At 62.7% G+C, this 17,830-nt stretch carries 16 protein-coding genes and 1 pseudogene; 12 read left to right on the top strand and 5 right to left on the bottom strand.

Going from position 1 to position 17,830, the window contains the following annotated elements:
• Window positions 1-111 precede the first annotated feature (111 nt).
• Window positions 112-1,014 (bottom strand): choline sulfate utilization transcriptional regulator, encoded by a 903-nt coding sequence (locus BLQ92_RS38190; RefSeq protein WP_090695921.1) that lies wholly within the window; start codon window positions 1,012-1,014, stop codon window positions 112-114.
• Between the two features lie 170 nt (window positions 1,015-1,184).
• Between BLQ92_RS38190 and betC the strand changes: the two genes are divergently transcribed.
• From betC to BLQ92_RS38160, 6 genes are all read left to right on the top strand, one after another.
• Window positions 1,185-2,723: a choline-sulfatase gene (gene betC / locus BLQ92_RS38185; protein WP_090695920.1), complete on the top strand. Its 1,539-nt coding sequence runs from the start codon at window positions 1,185-1,187 to the stop codon at window positions 2,721-2,723.
• 75 nt (window positions 2,724-2,798) lie between these two features.
• Window positions 2,799-3,755 (top strand): choline ABC transporter substrate-binding protein, encoded by a 957-nt coding sequence (locus tag BLQ92_RS38180; RefSeq protein ID WP_090695919.1) that lies wholly within the window; start codon window positions 2,799-2,801, stop codon window positions 3,753-3,755.
• Window positions 3,756-4,058: 303 nt separating this feature from the next.
• A complete protein-coding gene (locus BLQ92_RS38175) occupies window positions 4,059-5,198 on the top strand; it encodes a porin (RefSeq protein ID WP_090695918.1) in 1,140 nt (379 codons plus the stop codon).
• Between the two features lie 182 nt (window positions 5,199-5,380).
• A complete protein-coding gene (locus tag BLQ92_RS38170) occupies window positions 5,381-5,917 on the top strand; it encodes a GbsR/MarR family transcriptional regulator (protein ID WP_090695917.1) in 537 nt (178 codons plus the stop codon).
• Between the two features lie 214 nt (window positions 5,918-6,131).
• A complete protein-coding gene (locus BLQ92_RS38165) occupies window positions 6,132-7,391 on the top strand; it encodes an SDR family oxidoreductase (RefSeq protein WP_090695916.1) in 1,260 nt (419 codons plus the stop codon).
• Window positions 7,388-7,864: a DUF2269 family protein gene (locus BLQ92_RS38160; RefSeq protein WP_090695915.1), complete on the top strand. Its 477-nt coding sequence runs from the start codon at window positions 7,388-7,390 to the stop codon at window positions 7,862-7,864. The genes BLQ92_RS38165 and BLQ92_RS38160 overlap by 4 nt, the downstream gene beginning before the upstream one ends.
• Here the strand turns inward: BLQ92_RS38160 and BLQ92_RS38155 are convergent.
• On the bottom strand, window positions 7,842-8,894 hold the full coding sequence (locus tag BLQ92_RS38155; protein WP_090695914.1) for a GlxA family transcriptional regulator: 1,053 nt from the start codon (window positions 8,892-8,894) through the stop codon (window positions 7,842-7,844). The two genes, BLQ92_RS38160 and BLQ92_RS38155, sit on opposite strands and share 23 nt — an antisense overlap.
• Before the next feature lie 301 nt (window positions 8,895-9,195).
• On the opposite strand from BLQ92_RS38155, the pseudogene BLQ92_RS38150 reads away from it, so the two are divergent.
• From BLQ92_RS38150 to BLQ92_RS38130, 5 genes and pseudogenes are all read left to right on the top strand, one after another.
• Window positions 9,196-10,173 (top strand): annotated as a pseudogene (locus BLQ92_RS38150) (choline ABC transporter substrate-binding protein).
• A 68-nt stretch (window positions 10,174-10,241) separates the two neighbouring features.
• Window positions 10,242-11,171: a 3-dehydrocarnitine:acetyl-CoA trimethylamine transferase CdhC gene (gene cdhC, locus BLQ92_RS38145; RefSeq protein ID WP_090695913.1), complete on the top strand. Its 930-nt coding sequence runs from the start codon at window positions 10,242-10,244 to the stop codon at window positions 11,169-11,171.
• A gap of 40 nt (window positions 11,172-11,211) precedes the next feature.
• Window positions 11,212-12,177, top strand: coding sequence for an L-carnitine dehydrogenase (locus tag BLQ92_RS38140; protein ID WP_090695912.1), 966 nt, complete (start codon window positions 11,212-11,214; stop codon window positions 12,175-12,177).
• A gap of 116 nt (window positions 12,178-12,293) precedes the next feature.
• Window positions 12,294-12,785, top strand: a complete 492-nt coding sequence (locus BLQ92_RS38135) for a thioesterase family protein (RefSeq protein WP_090695911.1) — start codon at window positions 12,294-12,296, stop codon at window positions 12,783-12,785.
• Window positions 12,786-12,827: 42 nt separating this feature from the next.
• Window positions 12,828-13,769 (top strand): alpha/beta hydrolase, encoded by a 942-nt coding sequence (locus tag BLQ92_RS38130; RefSeq protein ID WP_090695910.1) that lies wholly within the window; start codon window positions 12,828-12,830, stop codon window positions 13,767-13,769.
• Between the two features lie 22 nt (window positions 13,770-13,791).
• On the opposite strand, the gene BLQ92_RS38125 is transcribed toward BLQ92_RS38130, so the two are convergent.
• A complete protein-coding gene (locus BLQ92_RS38125) occupies window positions 13,792-14,091 on the bottom strand; it encodes a DUF3331 domain-containing protein (protein WP_090695909.1) in 300 nt (99 codons plus the stop codon).
• Window positions 14,092-14,428: 337 nt separating this feature from the next.
• Here BLQ92_RS38125 and BLQ92_RS38120 point away from each other — a divergent pair, with 337 nt between their 5' ends.
• Complete coding sequence (locus tag BLQ92_RS38120) at window positions 14,429-15,508, top strand: AI-2E family transporter (RefSeq protein WP_090695908.1); 1,080 nt, start codon at window positions 14,429-14,431, stop codon at window positions 15,506-15,508.
• A gap of 67 nt (window positions 15,509-15,575) precedes the next feature.
• On the opposite strand, the gene BLQ92_RS38115 is transcribed toward BLQ92_RS38120, so the two are convergent.
• Both BLQ92_RS38115 and BLQ92_RS38110 read right to left on the bottom strand, forming a co-directional pair.
• Entirely contained in the window at window positions 15,576-16,532 is a 957-nt protein-coding gene (locus tag BLQ92_RS38115) for an alpha/beta hydrolase (RefSeq protein WP_090695907.1), read from the bottom strand.
• Between the two features lie 90 nt (window positions 16,533-16,622).
• Window positions 16,623-17,732 carry an OpgC domain-containing protein gene (locus BLQ92_RS38110; protein WP_090695906.1) on the bottom strand — a complete coding sequence of 370 codons (1,110 nt, stop codon included), beginning with the start codon at window positions 17,730-17,732 and terminating at the stop codon, window positions 16,623-16,625.
• Window positions 17,733-17,830: the final 98 nt, after the last annotated feature.

Below are 17,830 nucleotides of genomic sequence, written 5' to 3'. Positions count from 1 at the left end.
AGTAAATCAGGCCACATTTCCCGCGAATAGAATCGAACCGCCGTGATGCTGGTATCGGTGCGTCAGCGCCGCGCGCTGCGGCGCATTTAAAGCGTCAGTCGCGGTGTCCCATCAGGCGCATTCGTCGAACAACCATCTGCGGAACAACGGCACCGCCGCCGCTTCAGGCCGTGCTTGCGGACGCACCAGAAAATACCCGCGCGAGGTCGTCACCGGCTTGTCGAGCAGTTTGACCAGTTGTCCGCTTGCCACCAGTTCGTCCACCAGCGGTGTCCACCCCAGCGCAATTCCCTGGTTCATCAATACCCCATGAATCACCAGCGCGTAACTGTTAAACGTGATGCCGTCCCGATCCGCCGGGGGATTGAGCCCCTGCGCAGCAAACCAGCCGCTCCACGCCAGCCAGCGTTCCGGTTCCGTCGGCTGCACATGCAGCAGCGGCAGACGGATCAAGTCTGCGGCGTCCGTCACCTCTGGGTGTGCCGCGCGAAACGCCGGCGAGCACACCGGCGTGACTTCCTCGGGAAAGAGCCGCGTCGAGGTGCTCGGCGCCCAGTCGCCATCGCCGAAGACAATTGCAATGTCCGCATGGTCATGGCGTGGATCGAGACCTGCCTGCGAGGTAATGATCTTCACGTTCACATCCGGCATCAATTGCTTCAGGCGCGTGAGCCTTGGCATCAGCCAATAGGTCGCAAAACCGAAATCGGTCAGGATCGTCAGGGCGCCGCTCGCCCGGCGAGCGCGGATATCGGCCGTGGCCACGCGCAGGGTGTCGAGGCTCTGGCTGACCGCTTCGAACAGTCGTTCGCCCTCGGGTGTGAGTGAAACGCCGCGGTGCCCGCGGGCGAACAGCGGGGTGCCGAGGTCTTCTTCCAGTTGCACGACGCGCTGGCTGATCGCCGGCTGAGTGGAGCCGAGTTCGCGTGCCGCTGCCGTAAAGCTGGCGAGGCGCGCCGCCGATTCGAACACCGACAAGGTCTGCATTGGCGGCAAGCGATCCTGTCTCGACATAACTCCCCCTTATGGGCCCATAAGCATTGAGCACCTTCACAGTGCGTTTATGAGCAGCAATAGTGAAGACACTCGGGTATGACACGGCACGCCACGAAGCCGCGTTTCAGCCGGGTCTTAGCCGCGCGTCCGCCGCGCGGAGATCATCAAGATTCTAATCGGCCCCGCTCATGAGCCTTAACACAAAACAGAATATCCTTATCCTGATGGCGGATCAGATGACGCCGTTCGCATTGCGGGCATACGGCCATGCGATTTCGCATACGCCGCGTCTCGATGCGCTCGCCCGCGACGGGGTGGTGTTCGATTCCGCCTATTGCGCGAGTCCCCTGTGCGCGCCTGCACGCTTTTCGATGCTGGCGGGCAAATTACCTTCCAATATAGGCGCCTACGATAACGCCGCCGAATTTCCCGCGCAAACCCTGACTTTCGCGCACTATCTGCGTGCCGCCGGCTATCGCACCATCCTGTCGGGCAAGATGCATTTCTGCGGCCCGGACCAGTTGCACGGTTTCGAGGAGCGGCTCACCACCGATATCTATCCGGCCGACTTCGGCTGGGTGCCGGACTGGTCACAGCCGGAGGTGCGCCCGAGCTGGTATCACAACATGAGTTCGGTACTCGACGCCGGACCTTGCGTGCGCACCAATCAGCTCGATTTCGACGACGAGGTCACCTTCACCGCGCGCCAGAAACTCTTCGATATCGTTCGCGAACGGCAGGCAGGGCGGGATCAACGGCCGTTCTGCCTGGTCGCCTCGCTCACGCATCCGCACGATCCCTATGCGATTCCCCAGGAGTACTGGGACCTGTATCCCGACGATGAGATCGATCTGCCGCGTACGTCGTTGAGTGCGCAGCAAAGCGATCCGCATTCGCGACGCCTGCGCACGGTCTGCGAAACCGACCGTACGCCGCCCAGCGAGCAGCAGGTCCGCAACGCACGGCATGCTTACTACGGAGCGCTCTCGTACGTCGACCGCCAGTTTGGCGCCATTCTCGATGCGCTCGATGCGACGGGTCTGGCCGAGGACACCATTGTGATCGTTACCTCGGACCATGGCGAGATGCTCGGCGAGCGCGGCCTCTGGTACAAGATGACCTGTTTCGAGGGTGGCATCCGCGTGCCGTTGATCGTGCATGCGCCTAAGCGTTTTGCGGCGCATCGGGTGTCGGCCTCGGTATCGCATCTCGATCTGTTGCCGACACTCGTCGAACTTGCCACCGGTGCGCCGCGTAGCGAGTGGCCAGACCCCGTCGATGGCCGCAGTCTCGTGCCGCATCTGCAAGGCGATGGCGGGCACGACGAGGCGATCGGCGAATACCTGGCCGAAGGCGCGATCGCGCCGATGGTGATGATCCGGCGCGGTGACTTCAAATACATTCATTCGCCGGTCGATCCCGATCAGCTGTTCAACCTGGCTGCCGATCCGCAAGAGCTCACCAATCTCGCGACGAATCCGGCGTTCGCTGACACGCTCGAGGCATTCCGCGCCGAAACAGCCCGTCGCTGGGATTTGCCGGCGTTGCATGAAGCGGTCCTCGCGAGCCAGAAGCGGCGCCGCTTCCACTTTGAGGCGACCACCCAGGGCCGCATTCAGTCGTGGGACTGGCAGCCGTTCAACGACGCCAGCCAGCGCTACATGCGCAATCACATCGAACTCGACACGCTGGAAGCCATGGCGCGTTTCCCGCGCGCCGCACCTTAGCGGCCATCGGGCGAACATCTTGAGAACATCCACCGTACCCAACGAACTAAACAAACGACCGAACCGGAGCCCATCATGAACAAACGCTGGACCCTCTTGCTTTCCACGTTGTTGGCCACGTTGTGCAGCATGGCGAGCGTCGCGGCCGACGCGGCTGACCCGCAAAGCTGCACCCAGGTCCGTATGGCCGACCCGGGCTGGTCCGACATCGACGCGACCAATGCCGTCACCGGTCTGCTCCTGAAGGGCCTCGGCTATCAGCAGAACGTCTCTAACCTGTCGGTGCCGATTACCTATCAGGGCTTGAAGAAAGGGCAGATCGACGTGTTCCTCGGCAACTGGATGCCTGCCCAGGGGCCACTGGTGAAGTCCTTCATCGATGAGCATTCGGTCGACGTGCTGCACGCCAATCTGACCAACGCCAAGTTCACGCTGGCGGTGCCAGACTATGTCGCCGCGGCCGGCGTGCATTCGTTTGCCGATCTCGTCAAACATGCCGACCAGTTCGACGACAAGATCTACGGTATCGAGCCAGGCGCGCCGGCGAATCAGAACATCAAGAAAATGATCGCCGACAAGGCGTTCGGTCTCGGCGACTGGAAACTGGTTGAGTCGAGCGAAACAGGCATGCTGACTCAGGTGGAGCGGGCAGTGCGGGACAAGAAGTGGATTGTGTTCCTCGCCTGGGAGCCGCATCTGATGAACACCAGATTCCATCTCGCTTACCTGTCGGGCGGCGATGCGTACTTTGGCCCGAACTACGGCGGCGCTACGGTCAACACGGTCGCGCGGGCAGGTTTCGCTAGTCAATGCACGAACCTCGCAAGGCTGTTCCAGCAGGTCACGTTCAATGTGGATCTGGAGAACCAGATCATGACTAACGTGCTGCAAAACAAGGTCGATGTGAATGCCGCAGCGCTGCGTGCCTTGCAGGCCAATCCCGAGTTGCTGTCAGCGTGGCTGAAGGGCGTAACGACCATTAACGGTGCAGATGGGTTGCATGCGGTTCAGGCGTCTTTAGGACTGCATTAGGTTTGACAATTGTCATATCGGGCAGGCATCAAGACCGGGCCCGGGACGCGCGTCATGCTCGCTGCATCGCAGCACATCTTTAGCATTTTCCCTTGTTGTCGCAATCAGACCAATCGGCGTCGCCTTTGGTCGAGTTGCCGGAAATATGGGCTTGTACTGTCCCACCATCGTCGCGTGGGATTGCGTGGAAACACGCGGCGAGCGCTCTAAAGACGGCGCGTCATTCCAGCAAGATCGAGCGGTTCCGCTGTGGTTCATGCGGAACACTCTTCCCATCGACAAAGGCAAGAGAGAACGACACAAATGAAAAGAACGAATGCCGCAGCACTGTCTGGCGTAGCCTTCGCGCTCGCCAGCCTTCCCGCCGTGAGTCAGGCCCAAAGCAGCGTCACGCTGTACGGGATTGTCGACGCGGGCATTACCTACGTCAGCAATACCGGTGGCTCACACGTCGTGAAATTCGACGACGGCATCGCGTACGGCAACCGTTTCGGTTTGAAGGGTACGGAGGATCTCGGCGGTGGCTTGTCGGCCGTATTCGTACTCGAAAGCGGCTTTCATCTGGGCACAGGCAAACTCGCTTTCGACGGCGCGGAGTTCGGCCGCCAGGCGTACGTCGGTCTGAAAAACCAATGGGGTACGCTCTCGTTCGGCAATCAGCTCGACCTGACCAACGAGATGGTGTCCATCTACAACATCTCTGCGTGGGGTAGCGGGTATGCGATCCACCAGGGCGACTTCGACCGCTTCAACGGCGACCGCCTGCCCAACTCGGTGAAGTTCCTGTCGAACGAGTTCGCGGGCTTTACATTCGGTGGCTTGTATTCGTTTGGCGGCGTCGCGGGCGACTTCCATCAGAACAGTGCCTACAGCCTGGGCGCACACTATGCGAACGGTTCGTTCACGGCGGGCGTGGCCTACACGCAGTTGAACAATCCGTTCGGCATCTACGCATTCGATCCTTACGCGATGATCGGCACGAGCACCTTCCTCGGCCGTCCGACCATCAGCGTGAGTCCGAGCGGTGCGATTACCGATCTGTATGCGAATACCTCGTTCGCGGTCGACAAGCAGGGCACGTTCGGCGTGGGCACCAGCTATGCCATCGGCGACGTGACGCTGAACGCGAACTATACGTACACGACGATCAAGGCATACGGCGAGTCGTCGCACATGCAGGTGGGCGAGGGCGGTGCGAACTGGCAGATCACCCCGGCGTTTAGCGCGATCGGCGGCTACCAGTACACGACCTTCGAAGGACACCACTGGAACCAGGGCACGCTCGGCCTGCATTACCTGCTGTCGAAGCGCACGGACGTATATATCTCGGGTGATTACCTGAAGGCGTCGAACGGGGTGAACGCGGTGATCGGCTATAGCTTCACGCCGTCCACCACGAGCACACAAGCGGATGTGCGTATCGGCATGCGGCATTCGTTCTAAGCGGCTGGGCAACAACGGCGGCAACCGCGGCAAGGGCTGCAAGGGTGACGGTGGAGCAGGGCTGACGCTTCGGGGCCTGGCGGCAGCGTCCGCGTGCTCTGATCCCCACCGTGCGCCCCGCTGCCGAAGCAGTCAGTTATTTCTGTCTTGACAGAAATAACTGACTGCACTAAATTTGCGACATGGAACTTACACCGGTCGCACAGCGCTTCGTTCTGCATTGGGGTGAAATGGGCTCACGCTGGGGCGTGAACCGCACCGTCGCGCAGATCCACGCGCTTCTCTACCTGACAGGCCAGCCGCTGACTGCAGAAGACATTGCAGACACGCTCGGCGTGGCGCGTTCTAACGTCAGTACCAGTCTGAAAGAGCTGCAGTCGTGGCGGCTTGCGCGCATCACCCATCAGATGGGCGATCGGCGCGATCACTTCGAGACCTCCACGGATATCTGGGAACTGTTCAAGCTGATCGTCGAAGGGCGCAAGCAACGGGAGATCGATCCAACGCTCACGGTGCTGCGCGACTGCCTGACGAATCCGGAGATCGAGGATGAAAGCGCCGGGACCCAGAAGCGTATCCGGCAGACGCTCGAGTTCATGGAGACGCTCACCACGTGGTCCGACGAGATGCTGCGCATGAAGCCGGAGACGTTGATGAAAACCTTGGGCATGGGGGCGAAGATCAGCCGCACCATGCGGGGAAAGCCGAAGCAAGGCTAGGCCGCCAATCCGATTGGAGAGGCGGCTAGCGGTAAGGCGCGGGCGGACAACGCCCGTTTTTTTGAGGGTTTAATTTCTGTCTATACAGAAACAACAGTCAAGAATAAAGGGGAAGTCCGATGAGCAGCCTGAGGCTTTCGATAATGCAAGCGGCCGTGTCGGCCGTCGCGCTTCCCTTCGCGAGTGGCGTCGCTGCAACTGATAAGGCGGCGTCGTGAACGTCCTCGTCTGCGGTGCACGCGGGTTTCTAGGCGCGGCGATTTGCGAGCGCCTCGTTCAAGCGGGTCACACGGTCGTCAAGGGCGTCCGGGAGCCACATGCCTTCGCCCAGGAGGTTGCGGTCGATTTCAGCCGCGATCTGACGGTCGACGCGTGGCTGCCGAAGCTCGCCGGCATCGATGCAGTGGTCAACGCGGTCGGCATCCTGGTCGAGCGCAGCGGACAGCGTTTCGCCGATATCCATGAGCAGGCGCCGATTGCTCTCTTCACTGCCTGCAGCGCGGCGGGCGTGCGGCGCGTGGTGCAGGTGTCGGCGCTGGGCGTGGAACAGGGCGGTTCGCCTTACTTCGATAGCAAGCTGTCAGCGGACAGGTTTTTGGCCACCCAGCCCATCGAATGGCAGATCTGCCGCCCGTCGCTGGTTTACGGCGCCAAGGGCAAGTCCGCGTCGTTCTTTCGCACGCTTGCGAGCCTGCCGGTTTGCGCCGTCGCTGCACAAGGCCGGCAGATGCTGCAGCCGATCCACATCGACGATTTGGCGCAAGCGTTGCTGCATCTGCTCGATGCGGCAACGCCAGCACGGCAGTGCGTCGAGCTGGTCGGTGCGACGCGGGTTGCTTACCGCGACATGCTGTCCAGCTATCGCCGTCAGATGGGATTCCCGAGGGCACTGACGGTGAGCGTGCCGGGCTGGCTGATCAGTTGCGCGGCCACGCTACTCGACCCGATACCCGGCGCGATCCTGACGCGCGACACATGGAAGATGCTGCGCGCCGGCAACGTGGGCGATGCTGCGCAAACGGCCTCGTTGCTGGCGCGTCCGCCAAAGGGTGTGGACGACTTCATGACACCTGCAGAGGCGCCATCGATGCGCGAACAGGCCCTTGCGCAATGGCGCTCAGGTCTGTTTCGCGGGGTTCTGGCGCTGGTGTGGATCTGGACCGCGCTGGTTAGCCTGTTCGTGTATCCGCTGCGTGACAGCCTCGCGCTGCTGGCTCAGGTGCAGCTCACCGGCCCCGTTGCGGCGGCTGCGCTTTACGGTGCCGGTCTGCTCGATTTCACGTTCGGCGTGGCCACGCTGCTCTTGCCCTGCAGGCGGCTGTGGCTCGCCCAAGCCGCGCTCATAGCGTTCTACACGGTAGTCATCGGGATTGCGATGCCGGAATTTGTCACCCATCCGTTCGGACCGCTGCTCAAGAATTTGCCGATTCTTGCAATCCTGTTTTTACTTATTGCTGAAGAGAAGAAGTCGTGAACCTCTATTTTCTGATCAAGACCCTGCATATCCTGTCGTCGGTGGTGCTGGTGGGCACGGGTTTCGGCACCGCGTTCTACCTGTTTTTTACCAATCGCACGCGCTCCGTCGACGCGATCGCTATCGTTGCGCGTCTGGTGGTTCGCGCGGACTGGTGGTTCACCACGCCGGCTGTGATCTTTCAGCCATTATCGGGGCTGTGGCTCGCGCATACCGACGGTTGGGCGTGGCAGACGCCGTGGCTGATGGCCTCCGTCGCGCTGTACGCCCTGACTGGGCTTTGCTGGTTACCGGTCGTGTGGCTGCAGATTCGTCTCGCGAAGATGGCGACGGCTGCCTCTGCCCAAGGCGAAGCGCTGCCGGCACGCTACTGGCAATACGCGAGGATTTGGGAAGCGCTTGGCTATCCGGCCTTTGTGGCAATGATCGGCGTGTACTTCCTGATGGTGATCAAGCCGAACTGGTATGCGTAGCGGTTGTCACGCCAGCCGTGACAGTTTGGGTCTCAGGCGCTGCGCTCGCCGCTTTGCCCAGCGGCGCCGCAGCAGTCGTAGCAGCGCTCCCCAATGGATGCCGGTCGCTGCGCGGACTCGTCCCGAAGCGTGCCCGGTACGTCCGCGAAAAATGCGAGGGCGATTCAAAGCCGCAGGCCACGCAGATCGACGTAATCGTCATATCGGTTTGCTGCAGCAACTCCCGCGCGCGGCTCAAGCGCAGTTGCTGATAAAAATGCGTCGGCGTGTCCTTCAGCGCCGCGCAGAAGAGCCGTTCCAGCTGGCGGCGCGTTACGCCAATCTCCTGCGCGAGTTGATCCGGCGCCAGCGGTTCCTCCATATGCTGTTCCATCACGCCGATCACCTGGATCAGCTTGCGATTGTGCAAGCCGTAGCGCGCGGCGATTTCCATGCGCTGATGGTCCGAACGCTGCCGGATCCGGCTAACCACGAACTGCTCCGACACGGCTGACGCCAGCGCCGCGCCATGACTGCGGCCGATCAGGTCAAGCATCATGTCGATCGACGCCGTGCCGCCCGCACACGTGATGCGGTGCTCGCCGATCTCGAACAGTTCCTGACTGGCGGTGAGCGCCGGGTAGCGTTCGCGAAATGCCGAGAGCGCCTCCCAATGCACCGTCAGGCTGTCCGCTGGGCTTAGCACGCCCGCTTCGGCGAGCACGAAGCTGCCGGTGTCGATGCCCCCTAACGTCGCGCCCGCACGGTCCAGGCGCTTCAGCCAGTTGCCGAGTCCACGGGTATAGCAGGCGAGCGGTTCGAAGCCTGCCACGACAAAAAGCGTCTGGACCTCCTTGATCGTCTCGAAGGCCGCCTCCGCGTTCAGAGAAATGCCGTTGCTCGCCGCCACCGGCGCGCCGTCGACGCTCAGAATGTGCCAGCGGTACAGATTCTCGCGGAAGCGGTTCGCTACCCGCAACGGCTCCACAGCCGACATGAAGCCGATTGCCGAGAAGCCCGGCAGCAACAGGAACGAAATATCTTCGGGCATCGTGCGGCGGCTCGGGGAGGGCCTGCGGTTCGAGGGACGCGCAAAAGCGTAACAAGCGGCGCCCGAGCCGGCAAGGCGCGCCAATATTCGCTTGCGGGGCAATGCTGCACCGCACCGGCGGCCATGCTGGTTTTCCCTCATGGTCGCGGGGAAGCAAGAACGGGTCGCTGACGGTCGCTTTGCACAGAATATGCACTTGTACCTTTACATCACACCACGCAGTCCAGATATCCGGTTGGCCGCACGCTTTGTGGCCTGATGCGAAACCCGCAGTGATACGTGTCCAAAAAGGGGGAACCTCATGAAGTCCAGCGTCAAAGCCTTGTCCGTCTGTCTTGCCGCTGCGGTTGCGACTGTCGCCACCGCGGTCGCTGCACTTGCTTTCCCTCAGCCGGCCTTTGCGCAAGACCCGCAGTCCTGCCGCGCCGTGCGCTTTGCCGATATCGGCTGGACCGATATCACGTCGACCACCGCGCTCGCCTCCACCGTCTTCGAAGGGCTCGGCTATCAACCGGTGACGACGGTTGCGTCCGTGCCCATTTCGTTCGCCGGGCTCAAGACCAGACAACTCGACGTCTCGCTCGGTTACTGGTGGCCGGTGCAGGAGACGGCCATCGCACCGTTTGTCGACGCCAAGGCGATCAACGTGCTGCAGACGCCGAACCTGACCGGCGCCAAGGCAACCTTTGCCGTGCCCACCTATGAATACGACGCGGGCCTGAAGACGTTTGCGGATATCGCCAAACATCGCGCCGAACTCGACGGCAAGATCTACGGTATCGAGCCTGGCAGCAGCGCCAACGCGGCGATCCAGAAAATGATCGCGACCAATCAGTTTAGCCTCGGCGGCTTCAAGCTGATCGAGTCGAGCGAAGCCGGCATGCTGGTGACCGTGGATCGCGCCGTGCGCGACAAGAAGTGGGTGGTGTTTCTCGGGTGAGAGCCGCATCCGATGAACATCACCATCGACATGAAGTATCTGACCGGCAGCGATGGCGTGTTCGGTCCCAACGATGGCGAGGCGCGCGTCTACACCCTCACTTCGCCGGACTTCCTGACGCGTTGCCCGAACGCGGGCAAGCTGGTGAGCAACCTGCGCTTTACGACGCAGCTTGAAAACGTGGTCATGCAGTCGGTGATGAACAAGGAAAAACCCGCCGATGCGGCCAAGGACTATCTGAAGAAGAATCCTCAGGTGCTCGATGCGTGGCTGGCGGGTGTGAAAACCTATGACGGCAAGGACAGTTTGCCGGCGGTCAAGGCATACCTCGGTCTGTGACCTGGCTTCGCGCCGGCGAGGTGAGAAGTAGTCTGATAAGCATAACGAACCAACAGGAATTCGCAAGCATGAACCATGAAGTCATTGTGACCTGCGCAGTCACTGGGGCAGGCGACACAGTCGGCAAACATCCGGCCATTCCGGTGACGCCGAAGCAGATTGCCGAAGCCGCCATCGAAGCGGCTCGGGCCGGCGCGACCGTTGCGCACTGTCACGTGCGCGATCCGCACACGGGACGCGGCAGCCGCGACCCGAATCTATATCGGGAAGTCGTGGACCGTATCCGCTCGTCGGAAACGGACGTCATCATCAACCTCACCGCCGGCATGGGGGGCGATCTGGAGATCGGCCCCGGCGAGGACCCGATGCGCTTTGGCGCGGGCACCGATCTGGTGGGTGGCCTCACGCGTCTCGCGCACGTCGAGGAGTTGCTGCCGGAGATATGCACGCTGGACTGTGGCACACTCAATTTCGGCGATGGCGACTATATCTACGTGTCGACGCCGGCTCAACTGCGAGCGGGCGCGAAGCGCATCCAGGAACTCGGCGTAAAGCCGGAACTGGAGATCTTCGATACGGGGCATCTGTGGTTTGCGAAGCAGTTGGTCAAGGAAGGACTCCTCGATGCGCCGCCGCTGTTTCAGATTTGCCTCGGCATCCCGTGGGGCGCGCCGGCCGATACGACGACCATGAAGGCCATGGCCGACAATCTGCCGCCCGGTGCGCATTGGGCCGGCTTCGGCATCGGCCGCATGCAGATGCCGATGGTCGCGCAGGCCATGCTGCTCGGCGGCCATGTGCGGGTCGGTCTCGAAGACAACATCTGGCTCGATAAGGGTGTGCACGCCACCAATGGCACGCTGGTGCAGCGCGCGGTCGAGATTATCGAGCGGCTCGGCGGCAGGGCACTGACGCCCGCCGAAGGGCGCAAGAAGCTCGGCTTGCCGGCGCGCGGCGAACGACAACTGGAACGCCGCGCGGTCGAACAGTTCGCATAAAGATGCACCACTCAAAGCTCTTCGCAAAGGATCGTCAGCAATGGCAGTGATCGTCGATATCAAGACATTTGCAGCAATCGGGGCAGGCGTGATCGGCAGCGGCTGGGTGGCGCGCGCGCTTGCCCACGGGCTGGATGTGGTCGCATGGGACCCGGCGCCCGGCGCCGGGAAGCAGTTGCGCGACAACGTCGCAAACGCATGGCCGGCGCTGGAGCGGGTGGGGTTGGCGCCGGGGGCGTCGCAGGAGCGCCTGCGCTTCGTTAGCACCATCGAGGAGTGCGTGGCGCACGCCGACTTCATTCAGGAAAGCGCGCCTGAACGCGAAGAACTGAAACTGGCCTTGCACGAGCAGATCAGCCGCGCCGCAAAACCGGATGCGATCATTGGCTCGTCCACCTCGGGTTTGTTGCCGAGCGACTTCTATGCACGCGCCGTTCACCCTGAGCGCTGCGTGGTGGGTCATCCGTTCAACCCGGTTTATCTGTTGCCGCTCGTCGAAGTGCTAGGCGGCGAGCGCACCGCCCCGGCGAGCATCGAAGCGGCCATGACAATCTACCGATCGCTCGGCATGCGGCCGCTGCGGGTGCGCAAGGAAGTGCCGGGCTTTATCGCCGACCGCCTGCTCGAAGCACTATGGCGCGAGGCTCTGCATCTGGTCAACGAAGGTGTAGCCACCACCGGCGAGATCGACGATGCGATCCGCTTCGGCGCGGGTATCCGCTGGTCGTTCATGGGCACCTTCCTGACCTACACTTTGGCGGGTGGCGATGCGGGCATGCGTCACTTCATGCAGCAGTTCGGTCCCGCGTTGGAGCTGCCGTGGACCAAACTGGTGGCGCCGAAGCTGACCGACGAATTGATCGACTGCGTAGTGGATGGCACGGCTGAACAGGTGGGACCGCGCTCGATCAAGGAACTCGAGCGCTATCGTGACGAGTGCATTACCAGCGTGCTTGCGGCGATTGGCGAGACCAAGGCGCGTCACGGCCTGCGTCCGGAGGATTGACTCTGCTACCCTGCACGTCGTTACGCGGCACGATACATGTCGTGATGTGCCAGCGACTGAAGCAGGGTACGCTAGCGCAAGCAAGCAGCCGCCACGAACCAGGGAGATGCCTGAACATGTCGCACACCTTACCGCTGCCGGCGTACCACGACACTGTGCGCGCCGAGTGGGTGGACTACAACGGCCATCTGCGTGACGCGTTCTATATGCTGATTTTCAGCTTCGCGACCGATGCGCTGATCGATCAGATCGGTCTGCCGGATGCGGTTCGCCGTGAGCGTGGCCGTTCTATCTACACGCTCGAAGCGCATATCAACTATCTGCACGAGATCAAGGAGGGCGCCCAGGCGCGCGTCGAAATGCGCTTGCTGGCACATGACGCCAAGCGTCTGCATATCTACCTTGAGATGTTTGCCGACAGCGGCGCGGAACCGGTGGCGGCGAGCGAGCAGATGCTGCTGCATGTCGACACCAGCGGCCCGCGTTCGGTCGCCTTCGACGAGGACGTCGCTGAGCGCGTCGACCAGCTCGCACGCTCGCATGCGGCGCTGCCTGCCGCGGCGTGGGCTGGGCGGCTGATCGGTTTGCCGCCAACGACGCGCGGATGAGCGGGCCACAAAGGCTGCCGGAGAAGCGCGAGGAGCGGCACGATGCTTGAGCCTGAGATTGCCGCTTTCGTCGCGCAGACCGAGGCGGTCTATCCCGCCAATACGGCAACGCTGCCGGTCGCGCAGCAGCGCGCGATCTACGATCGCTATGCGGCTGCGTTCACTCCACCGTTACCGGCGGGTCTGCATGTCGAGAACACGTGTTTGCGTTCGCACGCCGGTCACGCAATCGCGCTGCGTCTATACCGGCCCATAGACCGGCAAGCGACACGCGGCACCGTACTGTACTTTCACGGCGGCGGCTTTGTGGTGGGTTCGCTGGATAGTCACGAGATCGTGACAGCGCGGCTTGCTGCGGATACCGGCTTATGCGTGATCGCAGTGGATTACCGGCTTGCGCCTGAGCATCGCGCGCCGGCGGCGCATGACGACTGCCTGGAGGTCGCGCTTGCAGCGCTCGCGGGCCGTTTGCCTTTTGCATCGTTACCTGCGCCGTTACTGCTGGCCGGTGACAGCGCCGGTGGCAATCTAGCGGCAAGCGTCGCGATGGTCCTGCGGGATCGTGGGATTGACGAGGTGCGCGGCATGGCGCTGATCTATCCGATGCTGGGCGCCGAACCGCAGCTACCGGCCCGTGACACCGAAGCGCATGCGCCGATGCTCACGCTAGCAGACGTCCATGCATTCCGGCATCTGTACTGGGGCGACGCACTGCTGCCGCCTTGGACCTTGCCGCTTCATGCGCAGCGCTTCGATGGCCTGCCTGCGACGTTAGCGATCGGCGTCGAGCACGACCCGCTACGCGATGATGCGCGTGTTTTCGCAGAACGAATTCATGTGGCCGGCGGGCGCGCTCGGATCTGGATAGGCAAAGGACTCGTGCATGGTTGCTGGCGCGCCTTGGCGACCAGCCCCGCCGTGCAATATTTGCACGACACCGTATGCCGCTTTTTGCTGGACGCCGCGCGCCCGCAAACTGACTGAATGGCCGGCTGACGATGCCGGCTTATGCCGCTTGCAATTCCCCAACCAGACTGCACAAGGTTTCGACTGAAATCATCGCAGACGCATTCGACGGCGCCGGGCGTTCGGCCGGCTTGAACACCGCGTCGCCGCGACGGATCTTGCGGCGTGAGACTGCGCAAGTGCCGGACGTATGCGCGGAGCGTCGGCGCCAGCGCTGCTCGCCGTAGTGACAGCGTCCCGGCTCGACCCAGCGGATCACCAGCGTCGTGTCGGAGCGCTCGAGAATCTCGATGCGTACGCCATTGGCACCGTCAAGGGGGAAGGACTCTATGGTCTTCATCGTCGGCTCCGTATATGTGGTGTGCCGAATGTATTCCTGTGCGGGCCTGAGAGCCATTGTGCGCCAGTTGAAACACTGTTCTCGAAACAGCAACAATGAAACTTGACTTTAGTAGTGGGACGAAACGACGCGGGTTTGCGGGATGGGGCGGTGTCTAATTTTGGTATAGAGCGTTTTTTTGCAACGCAGTGTTGACTGCAGCGCGACGTCCGAGGGGCCCAAGCGGGAGGGCGCGGCCGCTTCCTTTAAGATGTGAACATTAAAGAGCCGAGCCGGGGCTAGTGTATCTGGTTTGCGTTTTTCCGGTCGGCTCGTGCACATATTTTCTAGAGGTCACATGGTCACACGTCCGCCCGCCGCATCCCCCGAACCCGATTCGCCGAGCCGCCAGAAAATGCAAAGGGTGGCCTCCGCCGTGCTGTATGCCGGTCTGGTGCTGCTGGCCTTGTGGATCATCCGCGATTTCCTGCCGGCGGTCGGCTGGGCCTGCGTGATTGCGATCGCGCTGTGGCCGTTGCTACACAAAATCGAGGATCACACCTGGTTGCGGGGGCGTACGACATGGATCGCGGCCATTCTGACGCTTGCGATTGCCTTGCTGGTGGTGTTGCCGGTTGCGTTGGGGATCGGCCAGGCCAGCCATGAAGCGCACGATCTGCTGGAATGGTTCAAGGGCGTGCAGGAAAACGGCATCGCCATGCCTGGTATCGTTCAGCGCCTGCCGTTCGGCGCGCAGCAGGTCACGGCGTGGTGGCAGGCCAACCTCGCCCAGCCGCTGCGCGAATCGCCCGCCATGAAGGGGTTGCACGGCGAAGCCGTGATGACCTTCGGCCGCCATTTCGGTGCGCGGGCGGTGCGTGGGCTGATGGTGTTCGGCTTCATGCTGGTGACGTTGTTCGTGATTTTCCAGGCGGGACCGCGGCTGTCCGGAGCCTTGCTCAAAGGGGCTCAGCGTGCCTTCGGCGAGAACGGAGCGCAGTTGCTCGATCGCATGGCCGCTGCAGTGCGCGGCACGGTGGCAGGGCTGGTGGTGGTCGGGATCGGCGAAGGTGCGCTGCTGGGCCTCGCCTATGAGGTGGCCGGCGTGCCGCACGCGGCCTTGCTCGGGCTTGTGACGGCCGTCGCCGCCATGCTGCCGTTCTGTGCGCCGCTGGTGTTCTGCGGCTCGGCATTCTGGCTGTTTGCGCAAGGGGCGGTGGCGTGGGCGATCGGCCTCGTCGTGTTCGGCTTCATCGTCGTGTTTATCGCGGAACACTTCGTGCGGCCGGTGATCATCGGCAACTCGACGCGCTTGCCGTTCCTCCTGGTGCTGTTCGGCATACTCGGTGGCGCGGAGACCTTCGGACTGCTAGGCCTGTTTATCGGTCCGGCGCTGATGACCGTGCTGATGGTGCTGTGGACTGACTGGGTCCGGTAGCGGTTGGGGGACGCGGCCTCTGGCTGGACTGTTCGCGCTTTGGGCTGCTTTTGGGCTGCTGCTTTGGCTACGGCTTCGGCGCGTTCTCCGGCTCCTGCGCTGCCGGTTTCGCACAGGCCAGCGTGTACTTCAACGCCGCCGGTAGCAACGCGCTCCAGACATCCCATGTGTGAGCGCCGTCGATAATGCGTAGCGCCGCCGGATTGCCCGCCAGACGCAGGTTGGTATAGAGCACGGAAGCGTCGGCCTGGATCGTCAGGTCGTCGTCGCCGGCGCCGATGAACATCGGCAGCCGATACGGGCGCTTCATATAGTGTTCCCATTGCGCGGGGTAGTTGAGCGCGTGCCACACGTGCGGATCGAACTGGTACTCGCCGAACACGCCGACCCGGCGTGCGGCCGACGTGAGCGGCGGTTCGTTCGGATAGATCGCGGGGCTGAGCAGCATGGCGCTGCAGAACTGGTCCGGCCGCGTCATCGCATAGCGCAGCGCGCCGAAGCCGCCCATCGAGACGCCGCCGATCATCCGTCCAGCGCGTTGATTCGCCACGGCATATTGCGTTTCGACTTCCGGCAGCAAGTCGTTGAAGAACGCGGTTTCCATTTTCTCCTTGCGATCGACGTACCAGTCCGTGCCGCCCTGCGGCATCACGATCACAACCGGCGGGATCTCCTTGCGCGCGATAAGTGCATCAGCCGTGCTCTGGAGATGGCCTTGCGTGATCCAGTCATTGGCGTTGCCGTTGTTGCCGTGCAGGAGATACAGCACCGGGTAGTGTGCGCCGTTGGCGTGGTAGCCGGTGGGCAGATAGATGGTATAGGCCCAGTCGCGCTCGAGGGCGGCGGCATGGAAGCTGCGGCTGGCGACCGTGCTGGCGAGGGCAGAGGTGCTGACGACGGCGAGCGCTGCAAACGTGGAAGCGGCGGTGGCAACGGCGCCGGCAATCGTAGTGGCTACGGCGAGAGCGCCGAGCAGGGCGTTACGAGCAAACGGCAGCGGCGCGGAAAATGACAGTCGGAACATGGCGGTGAAAGGTGGGCGGGTTCGGCTGTGGCTACTGGTGTGGCTAATGATGCGGCTGGGCTTGGCCTTACGGGTCAATAACCTCCGCCGCTAGCTGGACACGCTGCCCGTCCTCCGGGCGCGCAAGCTCATCAAGCGTTTAACCGGCTCGGCCAGACGAGCGGCCACGAACAACGCGCCAATGGCCGCAGCATCGGTGACGAGCCCGAGCGGGATGTCGAGATAGCCGTCGGTTGCGGTATATAGCAGCGAATCGGCGACCAGCGAGATCACCGCTCCCGCCACGAAGCACAGCAGCCCCTTGCGGCCGATCATGCCGACCCACGGCAGCCATTGCGCGAGCTTCTTCACCCAGCCGAGCCGGATCAGGTTGGCGACGAGCCACGCAATCGCGAGGAAATTGCCCGCCCGTAGCCAGGACAGATTCTGCTTGTAGCTCGCGTCGAGCGGCGTGTGTTCGATAAACAGCTTGTAGTAAGCGGCGCCCACGACGACGCCAAAGGCCAGCACGCTGACCAGCCATCCCGCCCGGTGCGCGCTGATCTTCTGATAGACCGGCTGGCAGCGCGTCAGCACTCCGAGCACGAACAGCAGTTGCCAGGCGAGCGGATTGAAGTCCCATTGCGTGTCTTCGACCGCCGGCAAATACGCACTCACCGCGGGCGCGACAGCCCACAGCGCGACGCTGCCGGCCAGCAGCCACCACGGCCGGCGGCGCGCGAGCGGCAAAACCAGCGGCACGCACAGCGCGAAGAACGCATACATGGGCAGCACGGAGGCGAGATAGGGCTGACGCCGGAACAACAGAATGTCGCGCAACGCGGCGAGTGGCGCATCCATGAAGTCTTCGAGATCGGCGGTGGTCAGGTTCGGCGCGTCGATGCTGAAGGCGATCAGCACCGCGCTGACCGCGAGCATCAAGCCGGCCGTGACAAGGAACGCGCGATAGATTTCGAGCGAGCGCCGCAGGAAGCGGTGGCGCGCGGCCGCCTCGGTGCGCCGTTCGGCGAGCGTGGCGTAGGCCGTTGCGGTGGCGAAGCCGCCAAGGAACACGAACACCTCGGCGGCGTCGCATAACGCGTAGGCGTGCAGCGTGACACGCGAGAGGATGCTGCCGCCGATGTGGTCGACCACGATGATCAACAGGACCAGTCCGCGGAAGAAATCGAGTTCGAGCAGACGGGAGGGTGACTTTTGCATTGCGTATTACCGAAACAACCCGATGCAAACGCGCGCCGTTTGAGCGCGGCGTGTCTGCACTGGGCTTGGGGGAGCGCTGGCAGCGCGGCGGCCGGTAG

This window comes from Paraburkholderia phenazinium, from assembly GCF_900100735.1.
Classification (GTDB): Bacteria; Pseudomonadota; Gammaproteobacteria; order Burkholderiales; family Burkholderiaceae; genus Paraburkholderia; species Paraburkholderia phenazinia.
The sequence above is the reverse complement of the archived record's forward strand: the minus strand, read 5'-3'. Positions and strand labels throughout refer to the sequence as shown.